This is a genomic window from Roseibium aggregatum IAM 12614, from assembly GCF_000168975.1.
GTDB classification, from domain to species: Bacteria; Pseudomonadota; Alphaproteobacteria; order Rhizobiales; family Stappiaceae; genus Roseibium; species Roseibium aggregatum.
Window position 1 is genome coordinate 240,557 of sequence record NZ_AAUW01000004.1, and the last position, 21,151, is coordinate 261,707.

Annotated in this window: 21 protein-coding genes; 18 read left to right on the forward strand and 3 right to left on the reverse strand. The window is 58.4% G+C overall.

Annotated features, from left to right (window positions below):
* The first annotated feature begins 244 nt into the window (after positions 1-244).
* Positions 245-2,518, forward strand: a complete 2,274-nt coding sequence (locus SIAM614_RS07260) for an SPOR domain-containing protein (protein ID WP_157139724.1) — start codon at positions 245-247, stop codon at positions 2,516-2,518.
* Between the two features lie 57 nt (positions 2,519-2,575).
* Here SIAM614_RS07260 and SIAM614_RS07265 read toward each other — a convergent pair whose 3' ends face one another.
* The gene (locus tag SIAM614_RS07265) at positions 2,576-3,493 is read right to left on the reverse strand and encodes a LysR family transcriptional regulator (protein WP_006933251.1); all 918 of its coding nucleotides are present in this window, start codon (positions 3,491-3,493) and stop codon (positions 2,576-2,578) included.
* 132 nt (positions 3,494-3,625) lie between these two features.
* Here SIAM614_RS07265 and SIAM614_RS07270 point away from each other — a divergent pair, with 132 nt between their 5' ends.
* Complete coding sequence (locus SIAM614_RS07270; protein ID WP_006933253.1) at positions 3,626-4,549, forward strand: DMT family transporter; 924 nt, start codon at positions 3,626-3,628, stop codon at positions 4,547-4,549.
* A 23-nt stretch (positions 4,550-4,572) separates the two neighbouring features.
* Here the strand turns inward: SIAM614_RS07270 and SIAM614_RS07275 are convergent, their stop codons facing one another.
* Positions 4,573-5,586, reverse strand: a complete 1,014-nt coding sequence (locus SIAM614_RS07275; RefSeq protein WP_006933261.1) for an alpha/beta hydrolase — start codon at positions 5,584-5,586, stop codon at positions 4,573-4,575.
* A gap of 118 nt (positions 5,587-5,704) precedes the next feature.
* On the opposite strand from SIAM614_RS07275, the gene nagZ reads away from it, so the two are divergent.
* The 11 genes from nagZ (at position 5,705) to SIAM614_RS07330 (ending at position 15,642) form a co-directional block, all read left to right on the forward strand.
* The gene (nagZ, locus tag SIAM614_RS07280; RefSeq protein ID WP_006933263.1) at positions 5,705-6,724 is read left to right on the forward strand and encodes a beta-N-acetylhexosaminidase; all 1,020 of its coding nucleotides are present in this window, start codon (positions 5,705-5,707) and stop codon (positions 6,722-6,724) included.
* Between the two features lie 11 nt (positions 6,725-6,735).
* Positions 6,736-7,575: a segregation and condensation protein A gene (locus SIAM614_RS07285; RefSeq protein WP_006933265.1), complete on the forward strand. Its 840-nt coding sequence runs from the start codon at positions 6,736-6,738 to the stop codon at positions 7,573-7,575.
* The gene (scpB, locus tag SIAM614_RS07290; RefSeq protein WP_006933267.1) at positions 7,565-8,272 is read left to right on the forward strand and encodes an SMC-Scp complex subunit ScpB; all 708 of its coding nucleotides are present in this window, start codon (positions 7,565-7,567) and stop codon (positions 8,270-8,272) included. Before SIAM614_RS07285 ends, scpB begins: the two co-directional genes overlap by 11 nt.
* Positions 8,272-9,411 carry an ABC transporter ATP-binding protein gene (locus tag SIAM614_RS07295; protein ID WP_006933269.1) on the forward strand — a complete coding sequence of 380 codons (1,140 nt, stop codon included), beginning with the start codon at positions 8,272-8,274 and terminating at the stop codon, positions 9,409-9,411. Before scpB ends, SIAM614_RS07295 begins: the two co-directional genes overlap by 1 nt.
* A 126-nt stretch (positions 9,412-9,537) precedes the next feature.
* Complete coding sequence (locus tag SIAM614_RS07300) at positions 9,538-9,762, forward strand: twin-arginine translocase TatA/TatE family subunit (RefSeq protein ID WP_006933271.1); 225 nt, start codon at positions 9,538-9,540, stop codon at positions 9,760-9,762.
* Positions 9,763-9,803: 41 nt separating this feature from the next.
* Positions 9,804-10,232 (forward strand): Sec-independent protein translocase protein TatB, encoded by a 429-nt coding sequence (gene tatB, locus SIAM614_RS07305; RefSeq protein WP_006933273.1) that lies wholly within the window; start codon positions 9,804-9,806, stop codon positions 10,230-10,232.
* Positions 10,229-11,029: a twin-arginine translocase subunit TatC gene (gene tatC / locus SIAM614_RS07310; protein WP_006933275.1), complete on the forward strand. Its 801-nt coding sequence runs from the start codon at positions 10,229-10,231 to the stop codon at positions 11,027-11,029. The genes tatB and tatC overlap by 4 nt, the downstream gene beginning before the upstream one ends.
* Before the next feature lie 71 nt (positions 11,030-11,100).
* Positions 11,101-12,381, forward strand: coding sequence for a serine--tRNA ligase (serS, locus tag SIAM614_RS07315; RefSeq protein ID WP_006933277.1), 1,281 nt, complete (start codon positions 11,101-11,103; stop codon positions 12,379-12,381).
* 135 nt (positions 12,382-12,516) lie between these two features.
* A complete protein-coding gene (gene surE, locus SIAM614_RS07320) occupies positions 12,517-13,275 on the forward strand; it encodes a 5'/3'-nucleotidase SurE (protein WP_006933278.1) in 759 nt (252 codons plus the stop codon).
* Positions 13,276-13,294: 19 nt separating this feature from the next.
* Complete coding sequence (locus SIAM614_RS07325) at positions 13,295-13,987, forward strand: protein-L-isoaspartate(D-aspartate) O-methyltransferase (RefSeq protein ID WP_157139725.1); 693 nt, start codon at positions 13,295-13,297, stop codon at positions 13,985-13,987.
* Between the two features lie 239 nt (positions 13,988-14,226).
* On the forward strand, positions 14,227-15,642 hold the full coding sequence (locus SIAM614_RS07330) for a peptidoglycan DD-metalloendopeptidase family protein (protein ID WP_208983911.1): 1,416 nt from the start codon (positions 14,227-14,229) through the stop codon (positions 15,640-15,642).
* Between the two features lie 121 nt (positions 15,643-15,763).
* Here SIAM614_RS07330 and SIAM614_RS07335 read toward each other — a convergent pair whose 3' ends face one another.
* Complete coding sequence (locus tag SIAM614_RS07335; RefSeq protein ID WP_006933284.1) at positions 15,764-16,636, reverse strand: ATP-binding protein; 873 nt, start codon at positions 16,634-16,636, stop codon at positions 15,764-15,766.
* 243 nt (positions 16,637-16,879) lie between these two features.
* Between SIAM614_RS07335 and yajC the strand changes: the two genes are divergently transcribed.
* The 5 genes from yajC (at position 16,880) to SIAM614_RS07360 (ending at position 21,137) form a co-directional block, all read left to right on the forward strand.
* Positions 16,880-17,215, forward strand: coding sequence for a preprotein translocase subunit YajC (gene yajC / locus SIAM614_RS07340; protein WP_006933286.1), 336 nt, complete (start codon positions 16,880-16,882; stop codon positions 17,213-17,215).
* Between the two features lie 72 nt (positions 17,216-17,287).
* Positions 17,288-18,898: a protein translocase subunit SecD gene (gene secD / locus SIAM614_RS32890; protein WP_006933287.1), complete on the forward strand. Its 1,611-nt coding sequence runs from the start codon at positions 17,288-17,290 to the stop codon at positions 18,896-18,898.
* Between the two features lie 16 nt (positions 18,899-18,914).
* Positions 18,915-19,865 carry a protein translocase subunit SecF gene (gene secF, locus SIAM614_RS32895; protein ID WP_006933288.1) on the forward strand — a complete coding sequence of 317 codons (951 nt, stop codon included), beginning with the start codon at positions 18,915-18,917 and terminating at the stop codon, positions 19,863-19,865.
* 10 nt (positions 19,866-19,875) lie between these two features.
* Positions 19,876-20,253, forward strand: coding sequence for an Mth938-like domain-containing protein (locus SIAM614_RS07355; protein ID WP_006933289.1), 378 nt, complete (start codon positions 19,876-19,878; stop codon positions 20,251-20,253).
* Positions 20,254-20,285: 32 nt separating this feature from the next.
* On the forward strand, positions 20,286-21,137 hold the full coding sequence (locus SIAM614_RS07360) for a phytoene/squalene synthase family protein (RefSeq protein ID WP_006933290.1): 852 nt from the start codon (positions 20,286-20,288) through the stop codon (positions 21,135-21,137).
* Positions 21,138-21,151: the final 14 nt, after the last annotated feature.

A 21,151-nucleotide genomic window follows, 5' to 3' on the forward strand; every position in this document is an offset into this window, starting at 1 on the left:
CCGTTCACCAGCGACTTGAAGTGGACCGGTTTTCGTAAAGCTCATGTCACAAGACTACGAAACAAAGCGATCAGATTTGCGCGCCTCGCAAAACGAGGCGGGCGGCGAACGGCCGGCCGCGGAGGATCCGCTGGTAGAATTGGCGCGGATTGTCCACAAGAACAAGCAATCGGGGGCAAATGTGAGCAGCGGCCGCGTTGGTAGTACTGATTATTTTGCGGGGCTGGACGATGTTGAGGGTGATGTGCCCGAACAATCCACCGCAGCGCCGTCGCGCATCGAACCATCCTTTTCAAGCCTGCGGCCGGTGTCGAATACGCCTGCTTCCGACACCGCTGGAACAGCCACTGAAGAGCCGCGTGTAACACCTGGCGTTTCAACGAACGACTTTTACGGGACAACGCCACCCACCAGCTATGAGCAGTCTTTCGAGACGGATGAACAGGCTCAAGTGCCGCCGGTCACGCAGTCCTCGCATGTTTCGTCTCTGTGGCCGAGCCAGCCGGAGCAGGTGCAGCCGGTGGAAAGCGCTCAACCTGATCCTGTTGATCATGTCGTCCAGTTCCGCACGGCGCAGGCACCTTCTGTGCAGGCCGGGCCTGAAGCTGCCAATGACAGATCTTATCTTGCTCCTTCAGTCGCTCTGGACCTCGAGCAGAACCTGACCGCTGAGCTGGAAGACGAACTGATCGGCGCATTGCGCCAGTCTGTTGACGAGACACAGCCGGCGAGTCAGCCGAATGTTGGCTTCGAAGACGAAGCGAAAGACGCTGCGACTGTCGAACCGCAGACGCGTTTTAAGGGGCGTGAGACATCGGAATTTGCAGTTTCTGACAGCCTTTCCCGGGCAGGTCAGATGCCGGAAGCCCCGAGCTTGTCTTCCGGCTCCGGATTTGCCGCTTCAACAGCATCGGCGCCTGCTGAACCGGTTCTGCCGGCCGAAGATTACCGTATTGGCGGGGTCCGGCATGAAGAACCTGCTTCTCCTTCCTCACGAGAGGAAACGCGTTTCGATGCACAGAGCTATCAGCAGCCGGTGACCAGCCAGCGCCCGCAGATTGACGAGAATGATTTTTTCGCAGCGCTGAACCCTGTCCAGTCAGAACCTGTTTCGCAAGATGCAGAACCCGAAACGGAGAAGACAGGGGATCCTGCGGGTATAGACGCTCTGTTTGCCGATCTTGATTTTCCGGCTCCTACGACCCGAAAGCCCGTCGGCACGTCAGTCGATTCCCCTGTCCAGAACGCTCCCGAAGAAGAAGCTGATCTGGATGACATGACGTGGCCCGCTGCTGCCGCTGCCGTTCCCCAGGCCGAAGACGACGAAACGCCGCCGCCGCCGGAAGGCTACGACCTGGATGCCGTTGCGCGGGCGATGCAGGAAAGCGATCCGAGCCTGACAGGGGCTGGCGTTCTGCCGCCTCATTCGGCCGCGGAACGAAACGCAGTTCCGCAGGGTGGAGAAAAATCGCGCAAGGGCTTGTTCGTTGCAGCCGGTGTTCTCGGCGTTGCGGTTCTGGGTGGCGCCGGCTTCTTTCTGTTCGACAGCGATGCCGTTCCGGTTCCTAGTGGCCCCCCGCCGATCATCAGCGGTCTGCAGGAGCCTCTCAAGGTCTATCCGGAGCAGAGCCAGGACACGGCGAACGATCAGGCCGGCAAGCTTATTTATGACCGGGTTGATGGTGCTGGTGTTGCCGGCCCCGACAGGCTTATCCCGACAGAGTCTCCGCAGCTTGCGGAGTTGCCGCCGGCGCCCGTAGGCACGAACGCCGACGCCGATCTTGTTCCCGGGACACCGAAACGGGTGAGAACTGTTGTCGTGCGTCCGGACGGAACCATTATTCCAGAAGGTGAAGAACCCGCAGTTGCAACCCCTGCACAGCCGGAACCGGCTGCTCCCACGCAACCTGATGCGGCTTCCGCCGATGATGGATCCCAGGTGGTTACAACGTCGCCAGTCGTTACCGGTGCTGATGTTGCGCCCGCAGATCCTTCGGATGCAACGCCAGCTCTGCCTGATACGCCCGCAATCGTGACCGGTGCCGACGTGGCACCGGAGCCGACTGCAAGTGAACCTGCCGCGCCAGTGCCTTCGGTTGTTCCGCGCAAAAAGCCGGATGCACCCGTCCAGGTTGCCAGTGCGCCACCGGCTGCAACAGCCCCGCAAAATGATCGTCCGCTCAACCTGACGCAACCTGCACCGGCTCCGGCCACCTCTGCTCCGGCAACGCCGACACCTGTTGCCAGCAACTCCGGTGGCATTCCGTCCGGTACCTACATCGTACAGGTGACTTCCCAGCGTTCGGAAGCGGCCGCCAAAGATGCCTACTCGGGACTTCAGCGACGCTTCCCGGGTGTTCTGGGGAACCGCACCGCGGTAATCGTTGCTGCAACTGTCGATGACAGGGGTGTATTCTACCGCGCACGGATCCCGACCGGTACACGTGATGAGGCGATAAGCCTGTGCGAAAGCCTTCAGGCTGCCGGTGGTGATTGCTTCGTGCGCAGACAGCCCTGACGGTGAGCAGCTAACAGCAGTAGCTATTTCAGAAACGGCCGGGATTTCCCGGCCGTTTCATTCTGCGGCGGCGACAGGTTTGTCCAGCTGCGCGCCACGCAATTGCGGTCCCATCTGGTGGAAGACTTCAGCTATGGCATCCATCGCCTTGCGGACGGCAGGTTCCCTGCGCAAGTCCCGATGGACGATGATGTGTTCGACGTTTGTTAGCTCCGGGAGCGGCTCGGTCAGTCTGACCAGGTCGCGATTGTTGTCGCCCATGAAAACCGGCAGAAGACACAGTCCGGCACCGGATGCCGTCATGTTCATGAGCGTGGTCATAGTGTTAGAGCGCAATGTCGGCATTTGCGGCAACCGGGTTTCCAGCCAGCGCATCTGAGACGGGTACCATAGGTCGTCGGGTGCAAAGCCGAGCCAGGCGCACAGCTTGTAGCGGTCAACGGTTCTGGCGGCCGGATGGTTTGCAACATAATCGGCTGACCCATAGACCGCATAGGCCAGCTCACCGATTTTCCGGGCAATCAGCGTGTCGGTTTCCGGCAGGCAGTTGCGGATCTGAAGCTCAATACTGCGTGACTGATGATTGACATGCTGATGGCTGGAGATCAGTTCCAGTTCCACACCGTCGAGCAGACGGGTCAACAGGTCGAACCGGTCAGTCAGGACGCGCGCACGCACTTCGTCTACGGCAACCCGGACAACCTTCAATGCCGACCCCGATAGATCTGGCAGGATCCGTGCCGCCGCCTCGGCTTTCTTGCGCATGTCCTCCGCAAGAGGGATCAGGCGTAGACCGGCATCTGTCGGTTTCAGCCCGGTTGGCGTCCGGTCGAACAGCCGCGCACCTATGCGGTCTTCGAAGCTCTTCAGGCGGCGGCTCAGTTGCGGTTGGCTGATGTCCAGCGCCTTGGCCGCTCCCGAGAGCGAGCGCATGCGCGCAGCGGCATCGACAAGTTTCAGATCGTCCCAGTTCATGGGCAAGTTATACCAATCTACAGACCTGGCGGCAATGCGATGCGTTTTCGCATACCCGTTATTGGAAATTCAGGACTGATCCTGGCGCGTAACCGGTGATAAGAACTGCCCGCACTTACCTGGACCCGAACTATGTCTCAGAACTCAATCTATCACCGCCCGGAAAATGCGTTGCTCGCCCTCGCGCTGGCACTCGCAGGCATGACTGCGTTCACACCGATATTTTCCGCAGGCAAGCTGTCAGGGGGATTGCTGCCGGTTGCGGTGTTGGTCTGGCTTCGGTTCGTGGGGGGCGCTGCAACAATCGTGAGTGTTGCGGCCGTCAAACGGGTTCCGGTTTTCACGCGTTTAAGCCCTCTCTGGAAACTCCATCTCATGCGATCCTTTTGCGGCGTTGGCGGGCTTGCCTGCTCGATCTACGCTGCAAGCGTGCTACCACTGGCAGATGCGACGGCGATCGGTTTGACAAAGGGCATAATCGCAATCGTATTGGCTGGTCTGATCCTCAAGGAAGTGATCACGGGCCGTCACTGGATGGCAGTTGTCTTCTGCGCCGCTGGCGCGTATCTCGTGGTCCGGTCGGCGGAAACGGGCGCAGGTTATGACGATCTCGCGCTTGCAGGTGTCGTTGCCGCTCTTCTGGGAGCGGTCTTCATGGCCTGTGAAGCCTTGATCATGCGCTATATCGCCCAACGTGAAGATACCGTCACCATCCTGGCCTATGTCAATGTTTTCGCAGCCACTCTGCTGAGCGGACCTGTGCTTTGGCTGATCGTCAAGGACGGCATTGCCTGGCAGAACCTGCTGTTGTTCGCGTGGATGGGGCCACTGGCAATCGTCGGCCAGTCCTTGAACATCTCCGCTTACAGGCGAGCTGGAGCGGCCACGCTGGCACCGGTGTATTACGGCACGGTGCTTTTGTCCGCCGCGTTCGGCTTTGCGGTCTGGGGAGAAATACCAACGCGAATCGCGGTTCTGGGCGCTGTGTTGATCGTCGCCGGTGGGGCGGTTCTCACCTTACCGAACCCGTTCCGCAAATTTCGCCAGGCCTCCTGAGAAGCCCGGCAGCGTCCGTTCACTCAGCTACTGAGTTTTTCCGCGAGAAACGGCAGGCTTTCATCCAGCCGATAGTCCACGGACGAATGATTGTCGCTGAACTCCTGATAGACGTGGTCAACGCCTGCGTCGGTCAGTTTCCGGTGCAGACGGCGCGCGCCATAAACAAGGTTGTATTGATCCACATCACCGCATTCGATCCAGAGACCTTTCAGTGACTTTAGCGCATCGATATGGTCACCGACGATCTGCACAGGGTCCCATTTCAGCCAGGCATTCCAGCGCTCTTCGACCAGTTCACAGGTTTCCGGGTCGACCGGCAGCCGGATGCCACAAAAGACCTCCGGGTCAGGATCTGGATCATAGGTTGCCGCCATGGCAAAGGTCATCAGGTCGTGGAGCGAATTGCCCGGGTATTTCGGTCCCTTTTCGAATTCCCTGACGAAGGCTTCGATTGAGCCGGCTTTGGCAATCGCTCTCAACGCGCTCGGCATTTCGGGCAGGTAACAAAGTTCGAACGCCATGTCCCCGGAATGGCACGCCGCGGCGGACCAGACGTCGGAATGTTTCATGGCGTGAATAATCGCACCGTAACCACCGGATGACTTGCCGAAGATGCCGCGCTTGCCGGCGCCGCCACACTTGAAGCGCCCTTCGATATCCTCAAGCATTTCGGTTGTCAGCCAGGTTGCCCAGGGCCCCATGGCGTCACTGTCGATATACTGATTTCCGCCAAGGCGGGTGAAACAGTCGGGAAAGGCGACTGCGACAGGCGGCATCTGACCGTCATGGATGAGCCTGTCGAGCCGTTCGGGAACATTCTCACCGAAATTCTTCCAGTTGGTGTGCGCCGGACCACCGGCGGTAAAGCCGACGATATCCACCAAAAGCGGCAAGCCGCTGCCGTCGTGTCCATGCGGGGTATAGACGTGGATCTCACGCGTCGCCGTATCGCCCAGCCGGTTTCGTCCAAGGATTTCAGATCTATGGGAAAAACGGTGCAGTGTGCCGGCCGGTATGTCGAGACGCGCGCGCATGGGGGCTCCAATCAGATCTGGGGACGATGGCCGTCTAGATTGCAAGATCGTGACAAGGGTGCAAGAGGCGGTGCTTGCATTTCTTGACGGGTCCAGGCGCTGCGGCTAAGCCGGATCAATGACCAAAGCGTTCGTATCCGGATGTGCCGGACTGTCCCTGACGAGATCCGAAATCGATTTTTTCCGGCAGGAAGACCCCTGGGGGCTGATCCTGTTCGCACGTAACATTGAAGCGCCGGAGCAGATCAGGGAGCTAACCGCAGCGTTCCGGGAGGCCGTCGGCCGCGAGGATGCTCCTGTTCTCGTGGATCAGGAAGGAGGCCGGGTGCAGCGGTTGAAACCACCCCACTGGCCGAAGTATCCCGCACCCAAAACTTATGGCGATCTGTACGCCCGTGACGCAGCAACAGGAGAAAGAGCTGCCTGGCTTGCCGGGCGTCTGATCGCCGATGATCTCTACCAGGTCGGCATCTCAGTTGATTGCCTGCCGTGTCTTGATGTCCGGTTTCCTGATACTGTCGATGCCATCGGAGACAGGGCGTTTTCGCAAGACCCCGAAGTGGTGGCAACCCTGGGCAAGGCGATGGCGGAAGGTGCTCTGGCAGGGGGCGTATTGCCGGTGATCAAGCACATTCCGGGTCATGGCCGGGCACGTGTCGACAGCCATCTGGAGCTTCCGCGTGTGGAAGCGGCCATTTCTTCTTTGGAAAGCGTGGATTTCCGCCCGTTCAAGGCGCTTTCTCACGTGTCATTGGGGATGACAGCCCATATTGTGTACGAAGGGATCGATCCAGACATGGCAGGGACGCAGAGCGCGAAAGTCATTCAGGACATCATCAGGGGTGCGATCGGGTTCGACGGCTGCCTTATGAGCGACGATATCTCCATGAAGGCGCTCGGAGGTAGTTTTGAGGATCGGTCCGGCAAGATCATCGAAGCGGGGTGTGACATCGTTTTGCACTGCAATGGTGATATGGAAGAAATGATCGCAGTCGCGAAGGTTGTTCCCGAGCTTGCGGGTGAAGCCAGGCGGCGATGCGACAAGGCTTTGAGCGGTTTCCAGGTTCCCGATCCGGAATTTGACAGGCTTGCAGCCTTTGAAGAATTTCACGCCTTGACCGGTTGGCAGGGCGTTTGACCGGAGCGGCAATGGCGGAAATGGAAAACAGCACGACGAGACAGGAGGACAGCTCCTACGATCTCCTCAGTTCTGTCAGCACTCCGGAAGAACGGGCCAGTTCCGATCCGCAGCTTGTTGTCGATGTGGAAGGGTTTGAAGGCCCGCTCGACCTTTTGCTCGGCCTGGCACGAACACAAAAGGTCGATCTTGCGCGTATTTCCATTCTCGAACTCGTCGAACAATATCTGTCATTCGTGGCCGAAGCCCGCAGGATGAGGCTGGAGCTGGCCGCGGACTATCTGGTCATGGCCGCATGGCTTGCCTTCCTGAAGTCCAAACTGTTGCTGCCTGAGCAGAAGAACGATGATGAACCGACCGGCGAGGAACTTGCCGCGGCCCTCGCTTTCCGTCTGCGGCGCTTGGAGGCGATGCGCGAGGTTTCAGAGAAGCTCCTGATGCGCAACAGGCAAGGCAGGGATGTGTTCCATCGCGGCGAACCTGAAACCATGTCGGTACAGCACAAGAGCATCTGGGACGCTTCCATCTATGACCTCTTGTCCGCCTATGCCACGCAGCGCCAGCGGCAATCCGTGACCTCTGTCCGCGTCTTGCGCAGAACTGTCTGGTCGTTGCAGGAGGCACGCGAGCTGCTCACCAAGCTGGTTGGCCGGATCGGTGAATGGGCACCGATGAACGCGTATCTGCGCGACTATCTTTATGACAACAAGGATTGGGCGACGATTGTCGCAAGCACATTCAGCGCCAGTCTGGAGATGGTGCGGGAAGGACAGGTCGAAATCCGCCAGGGCGAGCCTTTCTCGCCGGTCTATATCCGCGCCGTCATAAAGGAGCCGGATCATGGCGTCTGAATTCGATCTTTTGCAGGAGGAAGATCAAGAGCCTGATGCCCGCCCGAAGCGGCTGGATCCGTCCGGCATGCGCATGGTCGAAGCGTTGCTGTTTGCCTCGTCCGAACCGCTTTCTCTTGAGGAACTGACTTTGCGTCTGCCGGAAGGCACCGATGTGCTGACCCTGCTGGAACAATTGCAGGTCACCTATGCGTCAAGAGGCGTCAATCTGGTGAAGGTTGCCGGCAAATGGTGTTTTCGAACGGCTGAGGACCTCGCATATCTGATGCACCGGAACGTCGAGGAGCAGCGCAAATTGTCGCGCGCAGCTCTCGAAACGCTGGCGATCATTGCGTATCATCAGCCGGTCACACGCGCCGAGATTGAAGAGATCCGTGGCGTTTCCACGTCCAAGGGAACGCTTGACGTTTTGCTTGAAACGACGTGGATCCGAATGCGCGGGCGCCGCAGAACGCCGGGTCGTCCCGTCACTTACGGGACGACAGACCAGTTTCTGATCCATTTTGGACTGGAGAACGTGAGAGACCTGCCGGGTCTTGAGGAACTGAAGGGCGCAGGACTGCTGGACAGCGCCGTGCCGGCCTCTTTCCTCGTGCCGACGCCGAATGACGATACCGCATTGACGGAAGACGAAGATCCTCTAGAAGACGGGTCTCTGTTTGATGATGATGAAGCGGACGAGACCGCCGGATCCTGATGCCTGATCGCAAGAAGCCGACTTCAACCAACGGCAGCGGCCATCCGCTGAGCTGGGGTGCGCCCGGAACCGCCGGTGCAACAATTGCGGCCGGCCTCGTCTTTGAGAACGTGTCTCACGACTACGATGGCGTCACGTCTGTTCAGGACCTCAGCCTGTCCATTGCGCCGGGCGAGATCCTTTGTCTTCTCGGACATTCCGGCTGTGGCAAGACCACCTTGATGCGCATTGCGGCAGGTGTTGAGCGTCAGAGCAAGGGCAGGGTGCTGATCAACGGCCGCGAAATCGCCGGAGACACGCTGTTCCTGCCACCTGAAAAACGTGGCGTTGGCCTGATGTTCCAGGATTATGCGCTCTTTCCGCACATGAGCATCCTGGCAAATGTCATGTTCGGCCTCACCAACATGCCGAAGCGCGAAGCCCAGACTGCAGCCCTGAGCGCGCTCGGTCGCGTCGGTCTGGCGGATTATGCGTCTGACTATCCTCATGCACTTTCCGGCGGCGAGCAGCAACGTGTCGCGCTGGCGCGAGCACTTGTTCCCCGGCCGGGAATTCTCTTGATGGACGAGCCGTTCTCGGGCCTCGACAAACGGCTGCGTGACAATGTGCGTGATGAAACGCTGGCGGTTATTCGCGAAACGCGTGCGACATGCATTATCGTGACCCACGATCCGGAAGAAGCCATGCGCATGGGTGACAGGATCGCCCTGATGCGGCAGGGGCGTCTGGTGCAACACGGAACGGCAGCGGATCTGTACAAAGCGCCTGTTGACCTTTTTGCAGCCCGGTTCTTTTCCGAATTGAACCAGCTCGAAGGTGTCGTGACGTCGGCAGGGGTTGAAACACCGGTTGGCGTTCTGGCGTCGGAGGGCTTATCCACCGGTCAAAAGGTGGACGTTTGTGTCCGCCCGCAGGGCATTGTTCTGAATAATGCTGGTTTATGCGGCGTTCCGGGCAGAATTCGTTCGAAACGATTCGTCGGCGAGGTCGATTTGTTGTCTATTGCAATAGACGGGCTCAATCATCCCCTTCAGGCAAGGGTTCGTGCGGGGAGCCCCTGGGAGCGCGGAATGGACGTTGCCGTCACGACTGATCCGAAAGACGTGCTTGTTTTTCCGCGTGTACAGTCCCAAGTCTAGTGGGAGGGCAACTTAACCTTCTGTCTAGGTGATCGAAAACAAATAGACTGGCATGTTGCAGGGAGTGGGCCGTTTTTGTAAGAAGGGCCCTATGGCTTTTAAAGCCGATTATCAGGAGTTTGGCGTATGGGCATTAGTATTTGGCAGATATTGATCATTGCAGTGGTCGTTGTTCTGCTGTTCGGACGTGGCAAGATTTCCGATCTCATGGGTGATGTCGCGAAGGGAATCAAAAGCTTCAAAAAAGGCATGGCCGAAGACGACGTAGCCGACGCTCCGAAGACAATCGACCACAAGAACAGCGAAACGGCATCGTCCGTGAAAGCTGAAGATCAGACCAAAGCGAGCTGATCTTAATCTGCATCGCGTCTCCTTAAGGGACGATACATCTCATGTTCGATATCGGGTGGACCGAACTTTTGGTGATCGCCTGTGTGGCGATCATCGTCGTGGGGCCGAAGGATTTGCCGCGCATGCTGCGCACACTTGGCCAGACGATTGGTAAAATGCGAAAGCTTTCGCGTGAGTTCCAGTCGACCTTCAACGACGCTCTGCGCGAGGCCGAGCAACAGGCAGATATTGCGGACATGAAGAAACAGGTCGAATCGGCGGCCAACTTCAATCCGCTGGGTGATCTGAAGAAATCCATCGAAGAAGACGCGACAAAAAAAGCCGACAAGCCGAAAGAGGCTGCCAGCGAACCGGCGTCGCCGCCGGCAGATAGCGCAAATGCGGACAAGGCATCCTCAACCGAGTCAGCCAAGGCTGAACCCGAGGCCACGCCGAAAACCGCGCCGGTGACGGAAGATGTAAAGGCATGAGCCAGGACGAAATTGACGCCTCGAAGGCGCCACTGATCGAACACCTGATCGAATTACGCCAACGGCTGATGTGGTCGATCGGCGCGATTCTCGTGATGTTCGTTATCTGCTTCTACTTCGCGACGGATATCTACAACATCCTGACCGTGCCCTACCTGCAGGCGGCAGGTGACGGACATCCGGTGGAGATGATCTTCACCGCGCCGCAGGAATGGTTCTTCACCCAGTTGAAGCTGGCTCTGTTCGGCGCGCTTTTCCTGGCGTTTCCGGTGGTGGCCAGCCAGATCTACATGTTCGTGGCTCCCGGGCTCTACAAGCACGAACGCGGCGCGTTCCTTCCGTTCCTGGTCGCAACGCCGGTGCTGTTCCTGATCGGCGCCTGTCTCGTCTATTTTCTTGTCATGCCAATGGCCATGGGCTTTTTCCTGTCTCAGGAACAGGCTGCCGGCACGGGCAAGGTTGCCATTCAGCACCTGGCCAAGGTGAGTGAGTACCTTGGCCTGATCATGATCCTGATTTTCGCCTTCGGCCTGGTGTTCCAGCTTCCGGTGGTACTGACCTTGCTTGGCAGGGCTGGTCTGGTCAGCTCTGAAACGCTTCGGCATAAACGCAAATACGCCATTGTCGGCGCATTTGCCGCTGCTGCAATTTTGACACCACCCGACCCGATCTCGCAGATCGGTCTTGCGCTACCAACGCTGCTTCTCTACGAAGTCTCAATTCTGTCCGTCAAACTGGTGGAGCGCCAGCGTGCCGAAAGGGAGGCTCAACGCGAAGCCGAGGATGCGGCTGCCTGACGCCCTGGCCGCCATGCTTCCCCGATTGACCGACGGAATGGATTGAAACGACCGTCGTTCGGGAAGCGAAGATGTTTGATATTAGATGGATACGGGAAAACGCAGCCGCCTTTGACCAGGCCCTGGCCAAACGGGGTTATGAGGCCTCCGCGGCCAAACTGATCGCGCTGGACGATTCCCGCCGTTCTCATATCACCAAGCTTCAGGAAGCCCAGGAACGGCGCAACGCCGCCTCCAAGGAAATCGGCAAGGCCAAGGGCTCGGGCGATGATGCCCGCGCGCAGGAGCTGATTGACGAAGTTGCACAGATCAAGGCTTTCATTCAGTCGGGCGAGGAAGAAGAGCGCAAGCTCATCGCCGATCTGGAAGCAGCCATGGCCGTCATCCCGAACTTGCCGCATGACGATGTGCCGGTGGGCGAGGATGAAACCGACAATGTGCTGTTGAAGACGCACGGTGAAAAGCCGGTCTTCACCTTCAATGAAGCACCGAAGGAACATTACGAGCTGGGCGAAGACCTGGGCGGCATGGACTTTGCCAAGGCTGCGAAACTGTCCGGCTCGCGTTTCGTGATTCTCAAGGGACAGATTGCCCGGCTCGAACGTGCGCTTGGCCAGTTCATGATTGACCTGCACACCCAGGAAAACGGCTACACCGAGGTTTCGCCGCCGCTTCTGGTTCATAGCGAGCCACTCTACGGCACCGGGCAGTTGCCGAAATTCGAGGAAGACCTCTTCAAGACCACGACGGATCACTACCTGATCCCGACGGCCGAGATACCGCTGACCAACCTGGTTGCAGGTGAAATCCTCCCTGAGGATCAACTGCCGCTTCGCGTGACAGCACTGACCTATTGTTTCCGTTCCGAAGCCGGGTCTGCCGGGCGCGACACACGTGGAATGCTTCGCCAGCACCAGTTCCAGAAGTGCGAACTCGTTTCCGTGACCAAACCGGAAGAATCGCTCGACGAACTGGAGCGTATGTTGGGCTGCGCGGAGAAAGTTCTGCAGAAGCTCGGTCTCCACTACCGTGTGATGACCTTGTGCAGCGGCGACATGGGCTTCGGTGCACGTAAGACCTATGACATTGAGGTCTGGCTGCCGGGACAGGACACCTATCGTGAGATTTCGTCCTGCTCCGTTTGCGGAGACTTTCAGGCACGTCGCATGAATGCCAGGTTCCGTCCGGCAGATTCCAAACAGCCGGTCCACGTGCACACGCTCAACGGATCCGGCATCGCTGTTGGCCGTGCCCTGATTGCGGTTCTGGAAAATTATCAGAATGGCGACGGGACGATCACCGTTCCTGAAGTTCTGCGGCCGTACATGGGCGGGCTGGAAAAGATCGGCTGATTAGGCGGGAAGGGGAATTCCGCCAACTTTTTTGGTATGGACGGCAACCGCACAAGATTGCCGTCCATCTTCATTTGGGGCGTCTCTTCTTGTCTTCCGACGGGAGAGCGTATGGGAAAACGGAGCAAGATCTAGATGCGTATCCTCATCACCAATGACGACGGCATTCAGTCAGCAGGATTGACCGTTCTGGAAAATATTGCCAGGACGCTTTCTGACGATGTCTGGGTCATCGCTCCCGAAACCGACCAGAGCGGTGTCGCTCACTCCTTGACGCTCAGCGACCCTCTGCGCCTTCGAAAGATAGATGATCGGCACTACGCCCTCAAAGGCACGCCGACCGACTGTGTGATCATGGGCGTGCGCAAGGTGCTGCCCGCTCTGCCGGACCTTGTGCTGTCAGGCATCAACCGCGGCCAGAACCTTGCTGAAGATGTCACCTATTCGGGAACAGTGGCGGGCGCTATCGAAGGAGCGATTCTCGGGATCAGGTCCATTGCCGTGTCCCAGGCCTACAACTGGGATGTTCGTGCAGAACCTGACTATTCGACGGCCGAAGCGCACGCGCCGGATCTTTTCCGAAAGTTGATCGACTTCAAGCTCCCGCAATACTCGCTTCTCAACGTCAATTTCCCGGCCTGCGCTGCCGAGGATGTAAAGGGCGTCAAGGTCACCGTGCAGGGCCATCATGAGCAGAGCGGCCTTTCCATCGATGAACGCAAGGACGGTCGTGGCTATCCCTATTACTGGCTGCGTTTTCAGGATCGTGGCAAATCCGTGCTTGATAATTCCGATTTGCATGCGATTGCGGATGGATATGTTTCCGTTTCGCCGCTACGCATAGATTTGACAGCCCACGATCTGGTGACACACCTGGCGGAGGCGTTGGGGTAAACCCAAGGGGGAACGGTTCATGGCCGGTCATTTGCCCGGCAAGGATAACAGGGCGATGGCGTCCGCTTTGCCGGATGAGGCGGAAGCCCGCGCAGCGTTGGTTCTGGCATTGCGGCAGCGTGGTGTCGGGGCGAGGGATGTTCTGGCTGCCATAGAGCGCGTACCCCGTCGGCTTTTCCTGTCCGCACGCCATCACAGTCTTGCATATGAAGACGCGATGCTGCCGATCGAATGCGGGCAGATTGTTTCAGCGCCATCCATCGTTGCCTTCACTGTTCAGGCACTCGCGCTGACCTCCAGTCACATCGTTCTGGAAATCGGGACCGGGTCAGGCTATCAGGCTGCCGTCATGTCGCATCTCGCAGCCCAGGTCGAAACGCTGGACAGATTCGTGACCTTGACCGACCTGGCGAACCGCAGGTTTGAAGCCCTGAAACTGACAAATGTAAAAGTTCGCCAGGCGGATGGTTTGAGCAAATTTCGTCAGAACGGACCGTATGACCGGATTGTCGTCAATGCAGCCGTGGAAGAAATTCCTGACGCATGGCTGCAGCAATTAAAGCCGGGGGGTATTCTGGTCGCTCCGGTTGGCAAGGCCAGGCAGGTGCAAGCGCTCATCAAGTTCCAGAAGACCGAGAGTGTTCTGACTGCGGAAACGCTGATGATGGTTCGGACGGTCATGTTGCAGCCGGGAATCGCCAAGAAGCTCTAGGCCTGTGCTTTTCACCGATTCTTGGCGTCATACAGGCGTTGAGCTTGCTCACCCATTTTCCTGTTCAAATTTACTATAAACGGCGCAATTGCTGGTTTTCTAGCGGTCCTTAATACTGAGAAATCTCGACTTTTCACCAGAAGTCCAGCCGGTCTTTAGCCTTTATAAACCTTACTGCCGTCTACTCTTAACCATAACAGCCATAGTCAGCGGTTAGAGTTAAGGCGATGATGAAGCGGATGCGTACCCTCCGCAGGGATCTGATGGGCAAGGTGGCGACAGTGTCGCTGGTTGCAGTTGCTCTCGCAGGATGTTCCGGCGCGGTCGAGCGATTTGGTGAACCACCCTACTACACGGGCAACACCCAGAATCAGCGGGATATTCTCAATGGCGGCCAGAAACAGCCGACCTATCAGGACATCGTGAATGGTCCTGGAGGGACCGTTGCCGGTCTCCCACAGGGATCGTCTCAACCGGTAACAACCGGTTCTATTCCCAGTAGAGCGCCTACGGTTCAGTCCGCGCCGTTGCCGTCCCCCGTGACGACAGCGCAGCGCACTGCGCCTGTGCGAACCGCTCCGGTTGCGACACAGCCGGCACCTGAAATCGTAGCAGCGTCAAGCACTGCAAGGAGCTGGAAGGGGTGGACGTCTGCGGGTGGAACGCGGGTTCAGATGCGCCAGGGCGACTCCATAAATTCGATGGCACGCCGGTATGGCGTCCCGATCCAGGCGATCGTTGCGGTCAACGGCATTGAAGATCCGGCAAAGGTACAACCGGGTCAGAGCGTTATCATCCCGACTTACGTTTACGCCGAGCGCAATGGCTCAACGAGCACGACTGAAGGTGAAAACGGCAGGGTAAAACTGCCGACGGCCGGGCGAAACGATAACGTTGTCACCGGATCGGTGCCGACGTCTGTCGCAAACATGCCCCGGCCCGACCGGAATAACGGTCAGCAGCCGACCTTTGCCGACATCAGTCAAGGCAAGGTGGATGTCATTCACGTCAGCACGTTGCCGAAGCGCAAGCCTGGCGGCTCCGATCAGTCGCTGACCACGGCTTCCATTTCCTCCGGCGCTTCTTCCAGCGTGCCGACACCGCGCCGTCAGCCGGCAACAGCTTCGTCCGCTACGCAGGCAGTTGCTGCCGCTCCATCCGGAACCGTTGACAAGACCAAGCTGCCGCAGCCTGCCCTTACCCAGGAAGCCAAGCCGACGGCGCCGATCAAGACGCCGACTGTCGTCGCTAACGTTCAGGACGACGATGGCGCCGACGCCAAGTTCCGGTGGCCTGTCCGCGGCCGCATCATCTCGGACTTCGGTGCGAAACCGGGTGGTGGCAAGAACGAAGGTGTGAATCTTGCTGTTCCGGAAGGAACGCCCGTGCACGCTGCCGACGATGGATCCGTGATCTATTCCGGTAACGAATTGAAGGGTTACGGCAATCTGATCCTCGTTCGTCACGATGACGGCTGGGTGTCTGCCTACGCGCATAACAGCGAACTGAAGGTCAAACGGGGCGATACCATTCGCCGTGGCGATGTGGTTGCGCTCGCCGGGGCCACTGGATCGGTAAACCAGCCGCAGCTCCATTTTGAACTGCGTCAGGGCAACAAGCCGGTCGATCCGCTGAAATACCTGCCGCGACGGTGACGCTCTTCAAGTTCAAATCCGGTCGGACCTTTCGTTCCGCCGGATGAGATCTGAGGCGCAGCAAAGTAAATGACCTGAAGCAACGTCAATCAGCCCGGCCCTTGTGCCGGGCTTTGCTGTATCAGGAAATCGCCTTGCCGAGCCGGCCTGCAAGATCCTGTATGAATTGGAACGCGACACGGCCGGACCGGCTGCCCCGCGTCGTCGCCCATTCGAGCGCCTTTGCCTTTAGCTCATCTGCTTCGATTTTGAGGTCGAAGTGTGCGGCATAGCCACGCACCATATCGAGGTAATCGTCCTGACTGCACTTGTGGAAGCCGAGCCAGAGACCAAAGCGGTCTGACAGGGAGACCTTTTCTTCAACGGCTTCGGCAGGGTTGATTGCGGTAGAGCGCTCGTTCTCGATCATGTCTCGGGGCAGAAGATGACGGCGGTTCGATGTGGCGTAGAAGATGACGTTGTCGGGCCGGCCCTCGATCCCTCCCTCAAGCACCGCTTTGAGCGACTTATAGGAGGTGTCGTCATTGTCGAAGCTCAGGTCGTCGCAGAAGACGATAAACCTGCAGGAGGCATTGCGGATCAGGTTCATGAGCTTGGGCAGGGACTCGATATCTTCGCGATGAATTTCAACAAGTTTCAGGCCAGCGGATACATTTTCGGCAGCGATGGCCGCATGCGCTGCCTTGACCAAGGACGATTTGCCCATGCCTCTGGCGCCCCACAGCAACGCATTGTTGGCAGGAAGGCCCTTGGCAAATCGGCGGGTGTTGTCGAGCAGAAGATCGCGAACGTGGGAAACCGCACACAGCAGAGTGATATCGACGCGGTTGACCTTTTGCACCGGAACCAGTTCTCCAGGATCCGGCGACCAGACAAAGGCGTCGGCGGCCGAAAAATCAGGTTTGCCGGGAAGGGCTGGCACCGCACGTGCAATCAGGTCGATCAGGGAATCGAGTTTGGCATTTAATGCGGAGAGGTCGTTTTCAGCGTTCATTCTTCTTGCAAGCCCTATCAAAAAGGCCCATGTGAGGCCCTGAATTAAGTGGTGGCAGGATTAACATGGTGCGGGAAACACGAAAACGTCAGTTATTCCCATACCGGTACGCTGGAAACTGCTTGCAAAGCTTGAAATGAGGCGCGCCACAGTTATAGTCCGCGCCACCAGAATGAGAGCGTTTTTGCCGAAGACCGGCCAACAGGGTCGGTGGTCATCAAAAACGCCACCTAGGAGAAGTGAATGTTTATCACCCCAGCCTATGCGCAGGCAGCCGGTCCGGCAGGCGCCTCCGGTTTCTTGATCCAGATTCTGCCTTTCGTGGCAATCTTCGCAATCATGTATTTCCTGATCATCCGCCCGCAGCGCCAGCGTATGAAGAAGCATCAGGAAATGGTCTCCAACCTTCGCCGCGGCGACACTGTCGTGACCACCGGCGGCCTGATCGGCAAGGTGTCCAAGGTCGTTGACGACGGTGAAGTGCAGGTCGAACTTTCTGAGGGCGTCAAGGTTCGCCTTGTCCGCTCCATGGTGCAGGAAGTGCGCTCCAAAACCGAACCGGCCAAGGACAACGCGTAACGCGATCCCCGCCGCTTCGATAATACCGCCGGGCCGGTTTCAGATCGGCCTGGCTGCATTTAAGGCTTGACCATGCTCTATTTCGCACGCTGGAAAATCGGGCTTATCGTGCTTGTGGTTGCCGCTGGCATCCTGACCACGCTGCCGAATTTCTTCTCCCAAAAACAACTTGAAAGCTGGCCGGACTTCCTGCCGAAGAACCAGATGGTTCTCGGTCTCGACCTTCAGGGCGGTGCTTATCTGCTCTATGAAATCGACAAGCAGGACTACATCCAGAAGCGCATGAGAGCGCTTGTCGGCGACATCCGGACAACCCTGCGCGAAGATCCGCGCATCGGGTATACCGGGCTTGGAGTTCAGGGAGACGCCGCGCAAGTTCGCATTCGCGATCTGACCCGGCTGGCGGATGCGCAGGAACGTCTGCAGCCTCTCGTCAACCCGCTGGTCTCCAGCGTCTTTGGCGGGCAGGCGGTCAATGAGTTCGATATGACCGCCACGGAAGACGGTCTGATCCGGTTTTCCTATTCTGAGCAGGGCTTGGAAGACCGCATGACGAACATCGTCCAGCAGTCCATCGAGGTAATCCGGCGCCGTGTCGACGAAATTGGCACCACCGAACCCAGCATTCAGCGCCAGGGCGCCGACCGTATCCTCGTCGAGGCACCAGGCGAAGACGACCCGGAACGCCTGAAGGATCTCGTCGGCCAGACCGCGCAGCTGACCTTCCACATGGTCGATACGTCCATGTCCGGCGAACAGGCCCTACAGAACCGTCCCCCTGCAGGCACGGTTATCATGATGTCGGTGGACGACCCGCCCATTCCTTACCTGCTTGAAGAAGCGCCGCTTCTGTCTGGCGAAGATCTTGTCGATGCTCAGGTCAGCTTCGATCAGCGGACCAACGAACCGGTCGTGAACTTCCGCTTCAACCAGTCCGGTGCACGCAAGTTCGCTCAGATCACGCAGCAGAACGTCAACCGTCCGTTCGCAATCGTACTCGATGAGGAAGTCATTTCCGCGCCGGTCATTCGTGAACCTATCACAGGTGGTTCCGGCCAGATTTCCGGGAACTTCACGGTGGACGGCGCCAACGATCTTGCCGTTCTCCTGCGTGCAGGCGCGCTGCCGGCCAAGCTGACGGTTATCGAAGAACGTTCCATCGGTCCGGGCCTGGGTGCGGACTCCATCGAGGCAGGCAAGCTGGCGTCGGTGATCGGCGGCGGTCTGGTGATCATCTTCATGATCCTCGCCTATGGCCGCTTCGGCATCATCGCCGACATTGCCTTGATGGCGAACATCTTCCTGATTTTCGGAGCGCTGACGCTGCTTCAGGCAACACTGACCTTGCCCGGCATCGCGGGTATCGTTCTGACGATCGGTATGGCGGTGGATGCGAACGTGCTGATCTTTGAGCGCATTCGCGAAGAAGCAAGGGCAGGGAGGTCTGCTATCTCGGCCGTCGATGCCGGCTTCAGCCGTGCTCTCGGCACCATCCTGGATGCCAACATCACGACCCTGATCGCAGCCGTGATCCTGTTCCAGCTCGGTTCGGGGCCGGTCAAGGGCTTCGCCGTGACATTGGCCATCGGTATCTTCACCACTGTGTTCTCGGCTTTCACGTTCAGCCGGTTGCTGGTTGCCCTTTGGCTCCGCCGCCGCCGTCCGTCGAAATTGCCGATTTGATCCGGGAGACTTTCAAATGTTGCTGAGAATTGTTCCGGACAACACGAAAATCAAATTCATGTGGCTGCGGAAAGTCAGCTTTCCACTGTCCATCGTCCTGGTTATCGCCTCGATTACTGCGTTCTTCACCGTCGGGCTGAACTACGGCATCGACTTCAAGGGCGGTACCATCATAGAGATCAAGACCGACGGTCCGGCCGATGTCGCCTCGATCCGCTCCGATCTGTCGTCCCTGAACCTGGGGGATGTCCAGGTGCAGGAATTCGGCGGGTCGGACGACATCCTGATCCGCGTCGAAGAACAGCCCGGCGGCGAACTTGCGCAGCAGGCTGTCGTCGGCAAGGTGCGGACCATCTTCGAAGGGCAGGAGGTGGATTTCCGCCGCGTCGAGGTTGTGGGCCCACGTGTTTCAGGTGAGCTTGCCCAGGCGGGTGCAATCGCGGTTGCCGCCTCCTTGCTGGCGATCCTGTTTTACATCTGGTTCCGGTTCGAGTGGCAGTTCGCGGTCGGGGCCATCCTGACGACGGCAAACGACGTGGTCATCACCATTGGCCTGTTCGTGTTGCTGCAGCTCGATTTCTCGTTGTCGAGTATCGCTGCCGTTTTGACCATCATCGGGTATTCCCTCAACGACACCGTGGTCGTCTATGACCGTATTCGCGAGAACCTGCGCAAATACAAGAAACGCCCGCTGACGGAAGTGCTCGACATGTCGATCAACGAGACCCTGTCTCGTACGACCATGACATCCCTGACGACGCTGCTTGCGCTTTTTGCGCTCTACATCTTCGGGGGGGAAGTTATCCAGTCGTTCACGCTTGCGATGATCTTCGGTATCGTGATCGGCACCTATTCGTCGATCTTCCTGGCCGCTCCGTTCCTGATCCTGTTCAATCTCCGTGCGGAGGCCATGTCTCCCAACGACGACGATGGCGAGAAGGATCCAAACGCGAAAGCGTCGGCGTAAGGACGGTACGATGGAAATCCGCGATGCGCACTTTCCCGGCCGGGCGCCGCTTGAAGCCTATGGCAATGGCGGCTTCCGGTTTGCCGGTATGTCTCATCGCGGATCGCTGATGTGTGTACCAAGCGGCATTTACGGCTGGGACGTGAATGATGCGTCGGCCTTTTCTCCTGAAGCCTTTCAGAAGGTTCTGGACGAACAGGCAGATATCGAAGTGCTTCTGGTTGGAACCGGCAAGGAACTGCAGCCCTTGCCGGCAGACCTGAAAACCCTGTTTCGCGAGGCGGGCATATTGTCCGACCCCATGTCGACCGGAGCGGCATTGCGCACGTTCAATGTGCTCCTGTCGGAAGACCGGGCTGTCGCCGCCGCACTCATTGCCGTGGACTGACGACTGTCGCTCCACAAAGGCTGGTAGGCTCCATGACAACCGATTTTGATCATGCCGCCGATGTGGTTCGTCAATTCGACAAGGACCGCTATCTCACCGCGTTGCTTGCTCCTGAAACGCATCGCGACGGTCTGATGGCGCTTTATGCGTACAGCGCCGAGATTGCCCGCATTCGCGAACTGGTGTCAGAACCACTTCCGGGTGAAGTGCGGCTCCAATGGTGGCGGGACTTGCTGGAAGGCACGGAACATGGCGCTGTTGCCTCCAATCCGGTTGCCAACGCCTTGCTTCAGACAATCGAACGTTACGCTTTGCCCAAACAAAGCCTTGTGGCCATGGCGGATGCGCGGGTCTTCGATCTTTACAACGACCAGATGCCAACCCTCAACGATCTGGAAGGATACGCCGGGGAGACCGTTTCCGGTCTGATCCAGCTTGCCTGCCTTGTTCTGAACGATGGCAGGGACCCCGGCACGGCAACGGCTGCGGGGCACGCGGGTGTGGCTTATGCCTTGACCGGACTGATGCGCGCACTGCCCTGGCACGCCTCCAGACAACAGATGTATCTGCCGAAGGACGTTTGCGAACGGCATAATCTTGACACCGAGAGCGTCTTCCGCGGCGAGACCACGCCGGAACTCCGTGCGGTTCTTGCCGAAATGCGGGGTCATGTTCGCCATCATCTCGGCCGCGTTCGCCAGGTGGCCGAGGAAGTACCAACCGCGTGCCAGTCCGCGTTTCTGCCGCTTGTTCTTGTGGAGCCATTCCTGAAAAAGCTGGAACAGGACAGCCTGGACCCGTTGAAGCAGGTCGCGGAGCTGTCTCAGCTCAGGCGGCAATGGATACTCTGGCGTGCCTCCGGCAACGTCCTGAAGGCCATCTGATCCGGGTGAAGTGA